Source organism: Citrobacter sp. wls615, assembly GCF_005281355.1.
In the GTDB taxonomy this organism is placed as follows: domain Bacteria; phylum Pseudomonadota; class Gammaproteobacteria; order Enterobacterales; family Enterobacteriaceae; genus Citrobacter; species Citrobacter werkmanii.
Map to the genome: position 1 here is coordinate 388,000 of NZ_SZXM01000027.1, position 17,761 is coordinate 405,760.

The 17,761-nt window shown below is 51.4% G+C and carries 16 protein-coding genes and 2 pseudogenes; 2 read left to right on the forward strand and 16 right to left on the reverse strand.

The window, feature by feature from the left end; all coding sequences use genetic code 11:
* Positions 1-52: 52 nt before the first annotated feature.
* From mmuM to FDX04_RS11560, 8 genes are all read right to left on the reverse strand, one after another.
* Complete coding sequence (gene mmuM, locus FDX04_RS11525) at positions 53-985, reverse strand: homocysteine S-methyltransferase (RefSeq protein ID WP_137370939.1); 933 nt, start codon at positions 983-985, stop codon at positions 53-55.
* 147 nt (positions 986-1,132) lie between these two features.
* Positions 1,133-2,344 (reverse strand): 3-(3-hydroxy-phenyl)propionate transporter MhpT, encoded by a 1,212-nt coding sequence (gene mhpT, locus FDX04_RS11530; protein WP_137360362.1) that lies wholly within the window; start codon positions 2,342-2,344, stop codon positions 1,133-1,135.
* 68 nt (positions 2,345-2,412) lie between these two features.
* Complete coding sequence (gene mhpE, locus FDX04_RS11535; RefSeq protein WP_038638043.1) at positions 2,413-3,426, reverse strand: 4-hydroxy-2-oxovalerate aldolase; 1,014 nt, start codon at positions 3,424-3,426, stop codon at positions 2,413-2,415.
* On the reverse strand, positions 3,423-4,373 hold the full coding sequence (mhpF, locus tag FDX04_RS11540) for an acetaldehyde dehydrogenase (RefSeq protein ID WP_137370940.1): 951 nt from the start codon (positions 4,371-4,373) through the stop codon (positions 3,423-3,425). The genes mhpE and mhpF overlap by 4 nt, the downstream gene beginning before the upstream one ends.
* The gene (gene mhpD / locus FDX04_RS11545) at positions 4,370-5,179 is read right to left on the reverse strand and encodes a 2-keto-4-pentenoate hydratase (protein ID WP_042310238.1); all 810 of its coding nucleotides are present in this window, start codon (positions 5,177-5,179) and stop codon (positions 4,370-4,372) included. The genes mhpF and mhpD overlap by 4 nt, the downstream gene beginning before the upstream one ends.
* A 9-nt stretch (positions 5,180-5,188) precedes the next feature.
* Positions 5,189-6,055: a 2-hydroxy-6-oxonona-2,4-dienedioate hydrolase gene (gene mhpC / locus FDX04_RS11550; RefSeq protein WP_079225288.1), complete on the reverse strand. Its 867-nt coding sequence runs from the start codon at positions 6,053-6,055 to the stop codon at positions 5,189-5,191.
* A gap of 28 nt (positions 6,056-6,083) precedes the next feature.
* On the reverse strand, positions 6,084-7,028 hold the full coding sequence (gene mhpB, locus FDX04_RS11555) for a 2,3-dihydroxyphenylpropionate/2,3-dihydroxicinnamic acid 1,2-dioxygenase (protein ID WP_079225290.1): 945 nt from the start codon (positions 7,026-7,028) through the stop codon (positions 6,084-6,086).
* A 1-nt stretch (position 7,029) separates the two neighbouring features.
* Positions 7,030-8,694: a bifunctional 3-(3-hydroxy-phenyl)propionate/3-hydroxycinnamic acid hydroxylase gene (locus FDX04_RS11560; protein ID WP_137360359.1), complete on the reverse strand. Its 1,665-nt coding sequence runs from the start codon at positions 8,692-8,694 to the stop codon at positions 7,030-7,032.
* 190 nt (positions 8,695-8,884) lie between these two features.
* Here FDX04_RS11560 and FDX04_RS11565 point away from each other — a divergent pair, with 190 nt between their 5' ends.
* Positions 8,885-9,697 (forward strand): DNA-binding transcriptional regulator, encoded by an 813-nt coding sequence (locus tag FDX04_RS11565; protein ID WP_137360534.1) that lies wholly within the window; start codon positions 8,885-8,887, stop codon positions 9,695-9,697.
* Between the two features lie 166 nt (positions 9,698-9,863).
* Here the strand turns inward: FDX04_RS11565 and FDX04_RS11570 are convergent, their stop codons facing one another.
* Complete coding sequence (locus FDX04_RS11570) at positions 9,864-10,880, reverse strand: hypothetical protein (RefSeq protein ID WP_137360358.1); 1,017 nt, start codon at positions 10,878-10,880, stop codon at positions 9,864-9,866.
* Positions 10,881-11,010: 130 nt separating this feature from the next.
* A complete protein-coding gene (locus tag FDX04_RS11575) occupies positions 11,011-11,733 on the reverse strand; it encodes a hypothetical protein (RefSeq protein WP_137360357.1) in 723 nt (240 codons plus the stop codon).
* 525 nt (positions 11,734-12,258) lie between these two features.
* On the opposite strand from FDX04_RS11575, the gene FDX04_RS11580 reads away from it, so the two are divergent.
* Positions 12,259-13,116, forward strand: a complete 858-nt coding sequence (locus FDX04_RS11580; protein ID WP_137370941.1) for an alpha/beta fold hydrolase — start codon at positions 12,259-12,261, stop codon at positions 13,114-13,116.
* A 110-nt stretch (positions 13,117-13,226) separates the two neighbouring features.
* Here the strand turns inward: FDX04_RS11580 and FDX04_RS11585 are convergent, their stop codons facing one another.
* From FDX04_RS11585 to FDX04_RS11615, 6 genes and pseudogenes are all read right to left on the reverse strand, one after another.
* Positions 13,227-13,943, reverse strand: a complete 717-nt coding sequence (locus tag FDX04_RS11585) for a YebC/PmpR family DNA-binding transcriptional regulator (protein ID WP_137360355.1) — start codon at positions 13,941-13,943, stop codon at positions 13,227-13,229.
* A 382-nt stretch (positions 13,944-14,325) separates the two neighbouring features.
* On the reverse strand, positions 14,326-14,802 hold the full coding sequence (locus FDX04_RS11590; protein WP_061383007.1) for a cold-shock protein: 477 nt from the start codon (positions 14,800-14,802) through the stop codon (positions 14,326-14,328).
* 86 nt (positions 14,803-14,888) lie between these two features.
* Complete coding sequence (locus FDX04_RS11595; RefSeq protein WP_042310259.1) at positions 14,889-15,134, reverse strand: YmjA family protein; 246 nt, start codon at positions 15,132-15,134, stop codon at positions 14,889-14,891.
* Positions 15,135-15,546: 412 nt separating this feature from the next.
* Positions 15,547-15,842 (reverse strand): annotated as a pseudogene (locus tag FDX04_RS11600) (hypothetical protein); the annotation flags it as partial.
* Positions 15,843-16,116: 274 nt separating this feature from the next.
* Positions 16,117-16,791, reverse strand: a pseudogene (locus FDX04_RS11610) (filamentous hemagglutinin); the annotation flags it as partial.
* A gap of 226 nt (positions 16,792-17,017) precedes the next feature.
* Positions 17,018-17,761 (reverse strand): VENN motif pre-toxin domain-containing protein (locus FDX04_RS11615; RefSeq protein ID WP_170975155.1); only part of this gene is annotated, 744 nt, incomplete at its 5' end.

The following is a 17,761-nucleotide window of genomic DNA, read 5'->3' on the forward strand; positions in this document are numbered from 1 at the left end:
GATGCGCTGAGCTTATCAGGCCTACAGTGAACGATGTAGGCCCGATAAACTCTCAGCGCTGCGCGTTCAGCTCAGCAATATCCTTCGGCGTGGTGCGACAGCACCCGCCGATCAACCGTGCGCCAGCGGCCTGCCACTGCGGCAAATAATCCGCCAACTGCGCACAATGCTCACCGTGATGATGCCAGGTTTTGCTTGCCGCATCATAATGCTCGCCTGAGTTTGGATACACCACCAGCGGCAGCGCCGTTAAGCCGTGCAGATGCTGCAATGCGGCAGTGGTCTTTTCCAGCGCAATACAGTTAATGCCTAACGCCACTACCTGCGGATAACCCACCAGCAACGCCACCACGTCGCGTAGCGGGGTACCGTCGCTCAGGTGCTCGCTGTCGCGCAGGGTAAATGAGAACCACGCCCGAGCACGCGGATACGCGGTCAACAGCTCAGCCAGCGCACCAATCTCGGTAAAATTCGGCAGGGTTTCACAGGCCAGCAGATCGGCCCCGGCATCCAGCAACGCTTCCACGCGCGGACGGTGAAATGCCTGAAATTCCTCAACGCTACGTTGGTAATCGCCACGATACTCTGATCCATCCGCCAGATACGCGCCATAAGGCCCGACGGATCCTGCCACCAACAGCGTCCCCGCCTGCGGGTTCTCAGCCAGCCAGGCTTCACGCGCTTTACGTGCCAACTCCACGCTTTTGCCAATCAGCGCTTTCGACTGCGCTTCATCCAGGCCGCGCGCGGCAAAACCTGCTGGCGTGGCCTGATAGCTGGCGGTGATCGCGCATTGCGCCCCCGCCCGGTAATAATCAAGATGTACTTCACGGATAAGCTGCGGGTTTTCGACCAGCACTTTGGCTGACCACAGGCTGTCAGCTAAATCACAACCGCGCGCTTCCAGCTCCGTCGCCATCGCACCATCCAGTAACAGGAAATCCTGTTTGTCGAGGATGGCGCTTAACGGATTATTCTGCGACATGTTCTGGCTCCTGTTTTGACGGAAATAAGCCCTCACACTATCACAGACATACCCGCAAGGCTCCGCGCTCACCCGCAATTATGGCGATGTGTCTACCCTGCTCCAGACGCAGATGCCCGCGTCGGGCACTCCACTCCGGACGATCGCTTAAGCACCGTTAGCCGGGATCGGCATCTGCGATTTACGGCTCATCAGAATAAATACCGCCAGGCCCGCCAGCAAAATCCCCGGCGCAGACGCCGCCATCACGCCCACCGTTCCGGTGCCCAGCGCTAACATTTTCCCGGCCAGCAGCGGGCCGCTCATCGCTCCCAAACGTCCGACGGCGACGGCGGTGCCCACGCCGGTGGCGCGGATCTGCGTGTTGTAAAATAACGGCGCCAGCGCATACAGCACGCTTTGCCCACCGGTGGCAAACATCCCCGCGACAAATCCCGCCATCAGCATACCGCTCAATGACGACACCGTCCCCAGCGCCAGTAGCGAAGCCAACATCCCGGTGTAGATCAGCAGCGACATCACCACCGGACGCAGTTTGTCCATCAACGCCCCGAGAATTAACGTCCCGCTGGCCGCGCCGATTTGCAGAGCAAACATCACGCCTGCTGCCTGCGAGGGCTGAAACCCCTGCTCCACCAGCAGCATCGGTAGCCAGTTGATCAGCATATACACCACCAGCAGGGTGAAGAAATAGCACAGCCACAGCAGCAGCGTAGCGCTCGCCGTCGCTGGCGCAAACAGGGCGCGCAACGGCGCGGCAGCCACCTGCGTTTGTTGGGTATAAACCTGCGATTCCGGCAGCCAGCGCATCAACAACGGAACCAGCAGCAGCGGGATCACCCCACCAACCCAGAACACCGTTTGCCAGGCGGAGGCGAGCCCGCTAAACCCAAGCGCCGCCGCCAGCGCCGCGCCAATCGGTACGCCGCAATACATCAGGCTCACCGCCGTGCCGCGAAAACGTGGACCCGCCGCTTCGGAGGTCAGCGCAATCAGATTCGGCAATGCCGCGCCCAGCCCGACGCCGGTCATCAGACGGGCAACGACCAGCGACGAGAAATCCCAGGAAATCGCCGTCGCCAGCGAGAACAGGCCGAACAGCGCCACGGAGGCAATGAGAATACGCTTGCGGCCATAGCGATCGGCCAGTATACCGCCGACCAACGCGCCGGGCAGCAGGCCGAGAATGCCCGCGCTGAAGATCCAGCCCATCTGCATTTTATCCAGCGCAAACGCATGAGCGATACCGACGGCAGCGATCCCGGCGGCCTGGAGATCCAGCCCTTCCATCAGCGCGACTAAAAAACACAGCCCGACGGTCAACGTCAGGCGCCAGGATGCGGGGGTACGGGTAGTCATAAGATGTACCTCTGAGGTCACGATGCAGGTGAATCGCGGCTGATACATTGCCAGCCGCGTAATCATTTTTATTTGCTGTTACGCAGATCCAGCGCCACGTCGACGATCATATCTTCCTGGCCGCCCACCATTCGGCGCTTGCCCAGTTCAACCAGAATATCGACCGCGCTCAGGCCATAACGCGCCGCCGCCACTTCGCAATGACGCAGGAAGCTGGAGTACACCCCGGCGTAGCCCAGCGCCAGCGTTTCGCGATCCACCCGCACCGGGCGGTCCTGCAGCGGACGCACCAGATCGTCGGCAGCATCCATCAGCGCATACAGATCGGTGCCGTGCTGCCAACCGAGCTTATCCGCAGCAGCGATAAACACTTCCAGCGGCGCATTGCCCGCGCCTGCGCCCATCCCCGCCAGGCTGGCGTCGATACGATCGCAGCCCTCTTCCACCGCAGCAATCGAGTTCGCCACACCGAGACTGAGGTTGTGGTGCGCATGCATTCCGGTTTCCGTCTCCGGCTTCAGTACCGCTTTCAGGGCGCGGAAGCGGGCGCGAATATCGCTCATGTTCATCGCCCCGCCGGAATCGACCACGTAGATACAAGTCGCGCCGTAGTTTTCCATCAGCTTCGCCTGCTGCGCCAGATTTTCCGGCGTGGTCATGTGGCTCATCATCAGAAAGCCGACGGTATCCATACCCAATTCGCGTGCATATTGAATATGCTGGGCCGACACGTCCGCTTCGGTGCAGTGGGTCGCCACGCGTACCACCCGCGCCCCGGCCTGATACGCATTTTTCAGGTCGTGAATAGTACCGATCCCCGGCAGCAACAGCGTGGCGATCTTAGCGTGCTGCACCACGTCCGCCGCCGCTTCAATCCACTCGAGATCGCTGTGCGCGCCAAAGCCGTAGTTAAAGCTGGAACCTTGTAAACCATCACCATGCGCCACTTCAATAGAATCGACCCGCGCATCATCCAGCGCTTTCGCAATCTGGCGCACGTTTTCCAGCGAATACTGGTGACGAATGGCGTGCATACCGTCACGCAGGGTCACGTCAGAGATATAGAGTTTTTTACCGTTCATGCTGCTTCTCCTGCCTGACGGGTGAGTGACTGCGCCATCTTCTCAGCGGTCGCCAGCGCGCTGGAGGTCATAATGTCGAGGTTGCCCGCATAAGCTGGCAGGTAGTGCGCCGCACCTTCGACTTCCAGATACACCGCGGTTTTCAGCCCGGAGAACTGGCCGATACCCGGCAGATTCACCGGTTTATCCTGTGGAATGACTTCAAACTGCACGCGCTGTTTCAGGCGATAACCCGGCACATAGGCCTGTACCGCCGCCGCCATCTCGTTGATAGACGCCTCAACTTCAATCTCGGAGGCCGCTTCACTCAGTACATACACCGTGTCGCGCATCATCAGCGGCGGTTCGGCCGGGTTAAGCACAATGATGGCTTTACCTTTTTCGGCGCCGCCGACGACTTCAATCGCCTTTGAGGTGGTTTCGGTGAACTCATCAATATTGGCGCGAGTGCCCGGCCCCGCAGATTTACTGGCGATCGAGGCAATAATTTCGGCGTAATGGACTTTTGCCACGCGCGAGACTGCCGCCACCATCGGGATAGTCGCCTGCCCGCCGCAGGTCACCATATTGACGTTCTGCTGGACAACGTTAGCCTCCAGATTCACCACCGGCACGCAGTACGGACCGATCGCCGCAGGTGTCAGGTCGATCAGGCGGATCCCCGGTTTAACGGCGCGCAGCGCAGCATCGTTCTTCACATGTGCCCCCGCGCTGGTGGCGTCAAACACGATGTCGATATCGGCAAATTCCGGCATGGCGATAAGCCCGGTCACCCCTTCATGGGTGGTGGCAACGCCCATGCGTCGAGCGCGCGCCAGACCATCGGATTGCGGGTCAATCCCCACCATCACCGCCATCTCCAGATGCACGCCGTGGCGCAGAATTTTAATCATCAAATCGGTGCCGATGTTGCCGGAGCCGATAATGGCGACTTTACGCTTACTCATGACTGACTTCCTTTTGTAACCGCCGCTGAAAAAGTGGCGGCAACTGAACCAATACCGTCGATATGGGCTTCAAAACGATCGCCCGCATTCACTGATACCATCGGGCCTAACGCCCCGGTGAGAATGATGTCCCCCGCACGCAGCGGCTCGCCGAGGCTGGCCATTTTGCGCGCCAGCCATACGGCGGCGTTGATCGGATGCCCCAGACATTCGCTGCCGCGCCCGCTGGAGACCTCTTCGTGATTGCGCGTCATTTTCATCGCGCAGTTTTTCAGATCTAACCCTGCCGGACGCTGCGCCGGGCCGCCGACCACATACACGCCGCAGGAGGCGTTATCCGCCACGGTATCGACAAACTTTATTGACCAGTCGCGGATACGGCTGCCAACCACTTCCAGCGCGGGCAGCACCCACTCGATGGCGTTATACAGCTCATCAAAAGTGGTGTCGGCATTGGGCAGATCGCGGTTCAGCACCAGCGCAATTTCCGCTTCAATACGCGGTTGCAGTACACGCGAAAACGGAATGGTGTCGTTATCGCCGTAGCACATGTCGGCAAACAGCGTGCCGAAATCCGGCTGATCGACGCCCAGCTGTTGTTGCACTTTCGGGTGCGTCAGCCCCACTTTGCGCCCAACCACGCGCCGCCCGCGCGCCACGCTGTCCTGCACGTTGATGCGCTGAATGGCATAGGCCGCGTCGGCATTGTCCACGCCAATCAATTCGCGCAGCGGGGCGATAGCTTCCCCTTTTTCCTCTGCCTGGCGTAAATCAGCAGCTAACTGCTCAAGATTAAGATTCGTCATGTCAGTTCCTTAAGGGCGTGCGAGGAAGTTCAGCACCAGTTGGTTAAATGCATCCGCATGTTCCCATTGCGCCCAGTGCCCGCAGTCGCGGTAGATGTGCAGTTCAGAACCGGCAATCCCGGAGAGCAGGCGCAGACCGGCGTCCATCGGCACGAACCGGTCGTTGCGGCCCCAGACAATCAGGGTCTGCGCCTTGATTTCACCCAACCGCGGACTGAAATCCGGGAACTGTTTCGGGTTGGCTTCCAGGCTCTGGACAAAGTTTTCCAGGTGATCGCGGCGCGACAGCATGTTATTCAGACGCGCCTCAAACAGCGCTTCAGTCAGGTCACTGGTGTCGAAGACAAAGATCTCCATCATCAGCTTGAGGTTTTCGATGGTCGGCTCACGATACAGCTGATTCAGACGCTTGATGCCTTCGGTCGGCATCGGGGTAAACAGGCTCATGCCGCCCGTTCCACCGCCCATCAGTACCAGCTTGCCCACGCGCTCCGGCCAGGTGAGAGTAAACGCCACTGCACTGTGTCCGCCCATTGAGTTACCCAGCAGGTGGATTTTCTGAATATCCAGCTGATCGACCACGCTTTTCAGAATGCGGGCGTTGAGATCGGATCGCGAACCGCGGTTAACGATCCCATCGCTTTTCCCCCAGCCAGGGCAATCCAGCAGGATCACCCGGTATCCGGCCTCAACCAGCGGATCGATGTTGCGGCTAAAGTTCGCCCAGCCCGTCGCGCCAGGACCTGAGCCGTGCAGTAGCACCACGGTCTCTTCGCCCTGCCCACAGTCATTGAAATGTACGCGCAGGGTTTCGCCTGCCTCCTGCACCTCCAGAAAACGGCTGGTGGCGGCTTCGGTTTGCGGTTGGTAAGTCATGATTTTCTCCTGCATATTCAGTTCTGTTTCAGTTCTGTGTGGTGGCGCTCAGGGAGCCGAATCCGGCGATCCACTCCGGGATCGGGCGATAGTAACGACCTTCGCTGCGCCAGTTGCCAAAGGCAGAAATGGCAGCGAAAGCGGCAACCCAGGTTTTCACTTCGTGCGTTGATTTGCCCGCCATCGCGGATAGCTCTTCATTGCTGACCGTGTCCAGTTCCTGCAAACGTCCCTGCTCAAGCAGGGTCATAAAGCGGTTATCCCAGACGGGGTTAAGCGGATGCAGTGTGTGCTGGTCTTGCACAAATTTTTCGGCGGCGCTGATTACTCGCTGCTGGCGCAATTCACGCTCGTTCTCGGGTAACTGTTTGCCGCTGCCGAGCAGACGGTCGCGCATATGGGCATCGGCCTTCGCCAGCTCCGGCACCGGTGGCTGATGCGACAGTCCACCAGAACCTAAAAACAGCACGCGTTTATTCAGCGAACTGGCGAAACGACCAATGGCTTCACCGAGCATGCGGGTACGCTGAAAGCCCGGCAGCGGCGTGGCGACGCCGTTAATAAACACCGGTAACACCGGCACCTTATCCAGACCGCCGAGCAAAAACTCCAGTGGCTGCGCAAAGCCGTGATCGACCTGCATGTTGTAGGACACGGCAAGATCGATACCGCTTTTCATCACCGCATGGGCGCAGGCCTCAGCGAGATCGGTGGGCACCGGCAGTTCCCCAGCGGCGCTGCCGAAATCGCCAATTGCGGTGGCTCCTACGCCTAAACAGAACGGCGGCATCACATCGTAGAAAAAACCGTTGTAGTGATCGGGGGCAAACAGCACCACCAGCTCAGGGTCGAACGCCGCAATACGTGCGCGGGCGCTGGCGATCACGCCGTTAACTTCATCAAGCACGGCCTGCGCCGGGTCGACATAGCCCACCAGCGGCGAGTGGGAAAGACAGTGAAGATAAGCGTGCATATCAGGCTACCTTTTCAACAGGAAGATCGGTATTTACGCGGGTGAGCGTCATCACCGACGCCAGTTTATTCAGGGTGTTGCCCAGGGTTTGCGGAATAGCGATGGCCGCCACAAAGCGGTCCGGGCGCATCACCACCAGTGCGGCATTGTGTTGGGCAAACCACGCGCGCAGACGGTTTTGCGTATCGCCAATGCGGATAACGCCGTCATGGTTATCCTGATCGGTATGTATCTGCGTATCCGGCACCACCTGGATAAACCGCGTCCCCAGCGCCTGCCACTGTTGGATCTGCACTTCACTCATGCCCCACAGCGGATTACAGCCCCAGCCAATCACCGCGAAATTCGGGCCGATGACGTTGTCGAGCAACGTCACTTCGCCGGTTTCCAGCGTGACCTTCGGCTGGATAAACATCTTGCCGACTGGCGAGGTTTTCACGTCACCTTCACGCACCAACGCCCCAATGTGGTACTGCGGCATCGGCTTAAAACGCATTTCCAGGAAGTAACGTTTGACCGGTGGGATGTAGTTCAGCAGCCAGGAAACTCCGTCGCGTACCGCGCCGTGCCAGCGTTTTGGCGGCGCCAGCACGTTGCCTGCGGTAACCGACAAATCAATCATCGCTTTGGCGTGATCGCGGCGCTCCTGCTGGTAGGTATCCAGCAGCGCATCACCGGCTTTGCCATTAATCACCAGCGCCAGTTTCCACGCCAGATTGAAGGCATCGCGCATACCGCTGTTGTACCCCTGCCCCTGCCAGACCGGCATAATGTGCGCCGCGTCGCCCGCCAGCAGCACACGGTCAATACGAAAGCGTTCGGCCAGCCGGGCGTTATGGGTGTACACGCGCTGGCGGATCAGCTCGACGTTATCCGGGTTCGGCAGCACTTTGCTCAAGAGTTGGCGCATATTCTGCGGCTCGCTAAGCTGGGCTTCGGTTTCTCCCGGCATCACCATAAATTCAAAGCGGCGCACCGCATGCGGCAGCGCCGCAGAAACATACGGGCGCACCGGATCGCAGCACAGGTACACATGCGGCGTACTCAGCGGATCGTTGGCGATATCCACTACAATCCACTGATTCGGTGCGGTTTTACCTTCAAATGGCACATTCAGCGAGCGCCTGACGTTGCTGGCGCCACCGTCGCAGGCCACCAGCCACTGGGCCTTCACCGTTTCCCGCTGGCCGTCCGGCGCTTTCAGGTTCAGCGTCACTTCGCCATTTTGCTGGCTGAAGGCTTCCAGTTCGCGAGAAAACAGGCAACGCACGTTGGGGAAACGTGACAGCCCTTCCAGCATCACCGCATCTACCTGCGGCTGAATGAACGCATTGCGGCGCGACCAGCCAAATTCGTCGGTCATCGGCTGGATATCGGCAAAGCAGCGGCCTTTCGGGGTAAGAAAGCGCATCGCGTGCCACGGCGTGGTGTGTGGCAAAACGTTCTCGACCAGACCAACGGACTGCATGGTACGCAGCGCTTCATCGTCAATACCGATGGCGCGGGGATAGTCGATCAGCGTGTCGAGCTTCTCTACCACCAGTACCTCAATACCCATCTGACCAAGATAATTCGCCATCATCAGCCCTACCGGGCCGGCTCCAGCAATCGCTACCTGCACGGTGTGCTGCACTGCGGGTTGGATATCAGGATTTATAGTTGTCATTTCAGAACCTCACTACTCGGACAAAACGCAATTGCAGGCCCTGGTGAGGCGCAATTTGTTTTGTTAAAAATATGTGAATAATTTTTATTGTGCGGTCAGTATAGAAGTGAGTTTTTGCGCTACAATCAAAACATGCCTGGATGTGCACTAAGTGCACAACGTTGTTTTATCTGTAGATTTGTCAATGAATATGAAAAGTGACGACGGTACTGAATACAAAACCGTGCGCGGATTAACGCGCGGGTTAATGTTATTAAATATGTTAAATCGGCTTGACGGTGGGGCCAGCGTTGCCCTGCTTGCCGAGCTAAGCGGCCTGCACCGCACCACGGTCAGACGTCTGCTGGAAACGTTGCAGGATGAGGGGTACGTCCGGCGCAGCCTGTCCGATGACAGCTTTCGCTTAACCATTAAAGTCCGTCAGCTCAGCGAGGGATTTCGTGACGAGCAGTGGATTTCTGCGCTCGCCGCTCCGCTGTTGGGGGATTTGCTGCGCGAAGTCATCTGGCCGACCGACGTGTCCACACTGGACGTTGACGCGATGGTAGTACGTGAAACCACCCACCGCTTCAGCCGTCTGTCATTTCACCGGGCGATGGTCGGACGTCGTTTACCGCTGCTGAAAACCGCCTCCGGCCTGACCTGGCTGGCATTTTGCCCGGAGAATGAACGTCAGGAACTGATTGAAATACTGGCCTCAAGACCGGGAGAAGAGTTCCAGTTAGCCCGCGAACCGCTGAAGCTCGACGCTATTCTGGCCCGCGCACGTAAAGACGGCTTTGGACAGAACTATCGCGGGTGGGATCAGGAAGAAAAAATCGCCTCCATCGCCGTTCCCATCCGCAGTGAACAGCGGGTTATCGGTTGTCTGAACCTGGTGTATATAGCCAGCGCCATGAGCATCGAGCAGGCAGCGGAAAAGCATCTTCCGGCCTTACAAAAAGTGGCGAAACAGATAGAGGACGGCGTGGAGTCACAGGAGATTTTGGTTGCCGGGAGGTGAAGTAAATCACATTTGTTAGGTATAGGAGCGTCAGGCTTAAGGATGGCTGGGGCAAATAGCGACGTCATGTCATTTAGGTTAGTTTACACTATATTGTCACATATAAATGGCAATCATCGATTAAGCAATCGATGATTGCCAACAGGATTGAAATCAAAATGGCATATTACACTGGCTGATTAAACTCAACATAAACTGTATAGTTCTCATCTTGCTCTCGATTGAGATCCACGCTTGCGCCTATTGAACTTTTGAACGCATTCATGCCAAATCCTAAACGTCCCTCTTTAGTCGATGAGAATACGCTCTTCTTTTTTAGTTCCAGTTCTGCACTAAGGCAACCACCCTTTTCCCTTGCAAATACAATGCTTTCCCATGATGGTTCATACGGTAACCAGCTAAATGCTGATCTATCAAGTTCCTTACCTTTTTTCCATTCACAACCAGCTAAAGTAATAACTCGTTTAGCGCTACCGATATCCGTGGTCGCTGAATTTAATTTTATGTTAGTCTCAGCTGAACTAACAGGTAATGCAGCATCAATTTCTACTTTAGCATCACTTAATAAATTCGATTTATTTTCCTTGCGAAATTCTATTTTCGTCGCACCCAGACTTACAAATACTCTTATCATCTCAGCCTCTCGTTCCTGAAGCAGGATATCATCCAAGCTGTCACTGAGGATATAAAGATCTTTTTTAGACTCATTATCCTCTGACAGAGGGTGTTTAATGTAAGCTTGATTTATCTGAGGATGACCAGGTTGAAAACGGTAATTTTCCTTTAAGGCCATATCGATAGTCATACTTATACGTTTTAAATATTTATCGAAAGAACTTGCAGATTGTCTCAAGCTGGCAACGGAAACATCTTCTTCATCTTTTTTTGAAAACAATTGATATAAAGAATAAGCGGCAGGTGCTGCGTTCACAAGAACGGCGACAGGTAATGGTAACAATCTCGCAGCCATTTCAAGCGCAATATTGGCCACTAAAGGATTTATCATTTTACGATCACTATTTTCTGTCTCGCAATTCCCTTTAGAAGCGGTAAATGGCTTTCCTTTTTTCACTGTATTTTCGAGAGGTATTTCTTCGCCATCAGAAATTAGCGTCGTAATTATTTCCTCGGTCGAGGGTTCATCTTGAAGATCTTCATCCACAATAAATATTAAATTTTTCATCTTACCTCCAGGCTTAAAATATTCCTATTTTTCGTTGTCACTTTATACATACACATAATATATAGCCAACAAAAACTCTGTGTGATAAACACCAAATTTTTCTCACAAAAAAAATAAAAGCAAAAAATAATCAATTATTAATATATTTTTTACATTCTTCCGTTTTTGCAAAGACATCATCATCTCGACAAGCGATTTTTACTGCATCGACAAAATTGCTATTGCTTATAGGAGTCCAGAAATTATTAACAATTAAATATTTTTGACGTTTAACACCATCTCTAAGCTTTAGATTTATTAACGCAGATTCAAGCTTTGCCATGTATTTATTATTTGACTTCGTCCTATATTCAGCAAATACTACAACATACTCCGGCTCTACATAATTCCTCGCCACCAAAGGTGGGACAAAGAAATTCACATCAGACTTCGCAGCTAATACGTAGCCATTCATTTCTTTATACTCATACGCAGGCATAAAGGATATATTCCCCCCAGGAATTGAAACACCATTCTTAGTAAAAACACCGGTGATATCTTTAGTTATTTTATATATTACCTTTTGTTCAAAATCAGGAATTATTCTGAAAGACTCAATAACCTGGTCGGTAGAACTTTTATTCGTTAAGTTAAATTCATAACTTCTTCCAGAAGATTTAACGTACTTGACCTCTACATCTCCAGTCAAAAAATCGAAAACATAGGTAACAGCAAATGTAAGCCCACCAGTAGCTGAGAGCCATAAAATAAAACCACTTAATTTTTTGAGAAAAGATTTAGGTACACTCTTATCCTTTTGCTTTTTTTTTGACGGATTAGATTGCGGAGCCTTTCGTTTATTATTTCTTCCCATTTTTATTTATTCATCTCGAGATTATAATTTTGATGGATGAATGTTTGTATTTTTCCACTATAGAGTAACAGACATAATCATCCACTTTGATTAGTCATATGTTACTTTACAATTATTTTTTTACAACCGTTTACTGTATCGAAGTGGCTGTAGATGGCTACTAAATATGGTTAATATCTGGAGTTATTTGGAATCATTTGACGATTAACGAAGCGCATTTACATAATATAACTACACATTCTGTAAAATTAACAGGATTATCCTGATTATTAGATTTTAGATAGATTATCAATAGCTCAGGAACGTGGTTTATCGACATCTCGGAGATATCGTTGGATGAGGCGAATGTGCAGAAAGCGCTTGAGGTCTATGAAGCTCTGAGAGGAAAGCTTAAATAGCCTTACGTTATTCACGGTCTCCTTTAACGAGGCCGGGATACAGAACAAAAAAATCGCCAGATTTGGTAGTTAAAGCTACATTGAATTCAGAACTCACTGGTATGACCACAAAGATAAGGCTCAACGAATGAATTCAATAATAATACCCGTAAATGAAGGCGGATTTCTGTCTGCCAAGATCTGGGAAAGAAGTGATGCCAAAGCGATCGTTATTCTTCACCCAGCCACGGCGGTGGTACAGGCTTTTTATAAGGGATTTGCAGAGTACCTTTTTAATCAGGGATTCAGTGTCATCACTTACGATTACCGTGGAACGGGCCGCTCAAAATCCGGGAAGCTCCGTAGCTACAGCATCTCAATGTCAGACTGGATCGAGCAGGACGTGGGCTGCATTACTACCTGGGCTAAAACGCGTTTCCCCGGACTTAACCTGCTGGCGGTAGGACACAGTGTCGGCGGACATGCTGTTCTGCTTTCCACGGCCACCTCCGCCCTGCACGCGGCCGTCATTGTGGCCTCCCATGCCGGGGTGACGAGCACAATAAAACAAACGGCAGAGAAGGTGCGGGTCTGGTGCTTGCTGCGTATTCTGGCCCCGGTTCTTTGCCGTATCTTCGGGTATATGCCTGCCAGGCGCCTTGGACTGGGCGAAGATTTGCCTGCTCCCGTGATGCTTCAGTGGGGACGCTGGAGCGCAATGCCGGGTTATTTCTACGACGATCCAGACTGGGATGCACGCCAACGGGCAAGTGAGATAACCTTACCTTTACTGGTGATGGGTTTTGATGACGATCCGTGGGCTAACCCTGAAGCCATTGCATCCCTGATGGAGCCAGTGCAAAACGCAAAAATCGAACATCGCGAAATTCGGCACGCAGATTTTGGTCTTTCTTCCGTTGGACACATGGGCTTTTTTCAGACGCGGAGTGCAGAGAAATTATGGCCTATCGTCGGTCAGTGGCTGGCGAGACAGAGCCAAAATTGAGCCAGCAGATATTTACTTTTTCTGCCGTACTGTCTGGCCAGATATACTTTTTATAACAAATCTATTCGTTAAAAAAATCTGCCACAATGACAGATTTCTTTAATTTAGAATTAGAGATTTGCAACGTTATGATATACTTTTTGAACATCATCGTCATCTTCAAGGGCATCAACAAGCCCTGCAAAGATTTCTAAATCTTCTGGTGAAAGTTCAATTTCTGATTGAGCAATCATTTCTAATTCTGTTGTTGAGAACTCTGTAATTCCCGCTGCTTTTAACGCTGCAATACCTTTATGAAGGTCGGTAGACTCAGTATAAATAACGATATTGCCTTCATCTTCGGTGACATCACGAACATCAACTTCAGCTTCAAGCAAAATTTCAAAAATATGGTCAGGGTCAGTGCCTTTAAATACAATGACTCCGGTATTATCAAACATATAGCTGACAGAACCCGTCGCACCGATATTTCCGCCTTTTTTATTGAAGATTGAGCGAATATTAGCAATCGTGCGGTTAACGTTTGAAGTCAATGTTTCAGCGATAACCATTGAACCACTTGGACCAAAGCCTTCATAACGCCCTTGCATGAACGTTTCGTCGCTGCCACCTTTAGCTTTATCAATCGCTTTATCAATAACGTGCTTGGGAACCTGGGCTTGTTTCGCACGTTCAATAACGAATTTTAAAGCAGTGTTTAATTCTGGGTCTGGATCACCTTGTTTAGCAGCAGCATAGATTTCCACACCGAATTTTGAATATACTTTAGACGTTGCACCGTCTTTAGCCGTTTTTTTACCAACAATATTGGCCCATTTACGTCCCACTGGAATGCACTCCCCGAAAATTTATTTACATTACGCGCAGATTAATAAACCGCGAGTTTTCTCCACCATATTATATCATGATGTGTAAATTCTCGTCTATGAGAAATAAAAATACCCCAACTTCATGAGATGCTACTTTTATTTAATCAATAATTAACATTATGAATAGATTATTACCAGACTCCGTCCTGATTCTTTTGTTTTTATTCTAACTAATTGGACCACAGCAATAAAAAGGACGCGGAGCCAGCAACGGCTTCAGCAATTGAATAACGTTTTCTGCTCTGAGCGAGCGGTTTCTAACATCCTCAGCGCTCAGAGCAACAACATCCGCATGGGGCAATGGATAGCAGAGTTGCGGCACTTATCAGTCTGAAGAGCTTCAGACCTTAAGCAGTTTCACTGTCGCCTCGATGTCGATTTCATCTTCGGAGAAGATCAGCGTCGTGCCCTGGAAAGTGGTGATAGCCAGTTTTTTCAGCTTACGCATTTCACCTGGCTTCACCTCTGATTTCGGCCGGATGCTGTTCATCAGCACGCCGACAGACAGCACCGCGTTTTCTTTATCAATACGGGTCTCAACAGGGACTTCTTCGCTGTATACCAGGTACGACTTGATCGCCGTGAGCTTCAGACGTTCGCCAGCGATATAGATGTATTTACTGTCTGGTATGACCTTCACCGCATAGGCAGACAGACCTTTGTTGTTGGTGGTCGGTTCAAAGGTTACCGCCGCGTCTTTCTTGATCAGCTCAGGATTAGCAACCTTAATCACATGAAAATAGCGGTTATCGCCATTTTCATCTTTGATAAATCCAAAGCCTTTATCTTTAAACCACGTTGTGATTGTTCCGTTCATTGCTGTTTCCACCTGATTAAATCTAATACTCGCAAAGTATATCTACTGAATTTGCGCGCAGTGTAAAACACAGACCACGTCTTTGGCTACTCGTTACCCCAGCGATTGAGGAACTCTGCGATATCGTCGATACGCTGCGCGTCGACACCGGCCACGGTTGCCATCTCCTGCTGCGCTTCTTCGCTAATCTCTTCATTGTTCATTAAACGGGTGATCAGTTGCTGGAAGTAGTGCGCCAGCGCGTCGCGTTCGGCATCGCTTACCGGCTTTGCGGCTTCGGTCGCGTACTCGTCGGCGATATCATAATATTTTAGCGGAATGTCGTTGTTCATGAGGTGCTCCGGGGTGAATGCCTGTGCCAGCAGTTGTCTGCCGCGTCTGATGTGAATCATAGCATTCTTATTTCATAGTTCGCGATCTGTTTTATTGGCTGCAATATATTGCATTTAACCAATATACTTTCTGAAGCCGCTTCGCATTTATTTTATTCAGTTCGGTATAATAACTTTAGTGAAATAAAAGTGTAATAAAGAAAGTTTTTTATTTTAATCGCAGCGCGAAGATACCTTAATAAACATAAAGTGACCCTATAGTTAAAAACCTTTCCTGGTGTGCTACATGATTTAGGCGATTTACCGCTAATTTAACGCAAGCAAATAAAGATTCACCCCGTAGGCCTGATAAGCGCAGCGCATCAGGCAGTGACACGCCGCAGTCCCCTTTCGAATAAAGGCTAACCAAACTCCCCGCTGCATTCCAGCCTACCGTTCATGCACTAAGCCAACAATGACTACGCTTGCTGGATCTATTGTGCCATCCGCCAGGTAGCCAATTCCTGCATTTGCCCCGCGCCCAGTCCCCACATCGCCTGGGCACTGCCAGGAAGCAGAGCCACTGCACCTGTTGCCAGCGCAAGTCCTACCGCATCACGCTCATTTATCACTTTCTGACAAGCGGCTCCACCAGCGTTATCAGAACAACTCGCCATATCTATCCCATGCTGCCTGCGCATCCTCACTCCCGCCCATCAGGTTATTCTCCGCAATAAGCCCAGCGGAGGTTTGCTGAATTTATTGTATTTCTACTTAAAATCCTTTCAGTTAAATAGCCTCGCAGCCCACATAACTATCCCTACAAAGCCACCAACATAGGCGCTAATTTTGCATATGAGTAGAAAATTATATGTGGTAAAAGATATTGGGATTTGTTTGTAAAAAAGAAAGAAAAACTCCCCAAAAACATATAAAGCTAGCCCAGTAATGAAAATAGACAACATGCTAATCAGAACAAAGAAAACAAGAAGCGCTATTGACCTCATTTCTTTTCCCCTTGTTTCATTTTTTGCTCTGTATACTTCCCTCCTAATTCTGAAGTTATACTTCCCCCAATATCACCAATCGAACTGGGGAAATTACTTGGCGTCATTTCCTTCGAAATCCCAAAATCACCTTTTACTTCAGTATACTTCTGAAGTGTCGGGTTAAATTTCGGATCCCAGCCACCTTTCCACCAGTTTGCTCCGGCATTTGCTCCCCAGGAAATGCCCTTACCTATTCCGTAACCCAAACCTGCACCGACACCATTTGTAACTGCCCCAGACAGTGGATCTTTGTTGTCAATCCAGTTACCCAACGCACCGCCTGCAGCATTCCAGCCCACTGTGCCCACCAGGCCATTTCCCATACTGAACACATTCACCCAGCCCGCAATAGCTACGTTTGCCGGGTCTATAGTGCCATCCGCCAGGTAGCCAATTCCTGCATTTGCCCCCGCGCCCAGTCCCCACATCGCCTGAGCACTGCCAGGAAGCAGAGCCACTGTACCTGTTGCAAGCGCCAGCCCTACCGCATCACGCTCATTTATCGCTTTCTGACAGGCGGCTCCACCAGGATTATCAGAACAGGTCGCCATATCGATCCCATGCTGACGTATCCACGCTGCCTGAGCGTCCTCATTTCCACCAAGAAGATTATTCTCAACTACATCTTTTCGTTTTTATAATAAATATACCAGCATCCGATACCAGCTATCAAACCACCAAAGGAAGCACCTCTAATAAGCCTTAAAAAGCCAGGAAGATATGTTGTGAGTGGAACATCACGCACAACATATAGGTATAGCTTTGCAGCAAAATACATCACGAAAACAATAATATCAGCCGTTACTACGAACGCAAAAATGAGGGTAATCAGTAATAAAAACCATCTTTTGAAGGTCATTTTGATTTACCCTCATTAACTTCACTATTGTTAGGGTCTACTAAAACATTGAATACCTCACCTGCGACTCCACCAGAAAATGTACCCGCTATGCCAGGAATAGGGCTTAACCTAGAAGGCTGAGAAACTCCAATGCCAATATCATCCCAACGCAATGCTTTCCATGTCGGATTAACTACGTCACCCAACATTGGTTCTATAAATTTATTACCGATACCATAACCGATTGCACCGCCAAGACCACCGATAGTCCCGTACAGGAATGGATTTTTTCCATCCAGGTAGCTTACGATGGCGCTGCTACCAGCATTGATAAGAACTGTTGATTCAAATCCAGTATAACGTGTTAAAGCACCACTCCAGTAGGCAGCAATAACATTTTTAGGATCAACGGAACCATTCATCACATAATCAACACCACCAACAGCTCCGGCACTGATAACACCAGAAATAACCATAGCCTCAGGAAGCACGCCGCCAGACATCACAGTGCCCAATGCGGCTACAGCCATCTGGCACGATACCGGTGTATTTCCGCTACAGGCTTCTTTGATTGCGGCCTGAGTACCTGACGCGTAGTTTTCTGTTGTACCTGGTTTATTCGCGTTTGCGGCAGCTAAAACACTTCCAAGCGAGTTATTCTCAACCGCATTCTTCCCGGCCTGCGCACCCGCTGCCGCAGACGATGAGCTGCCCCCCGCCAGAGCGCCTGCCATTCCCGCGGAGAGACTCGCCAGCAT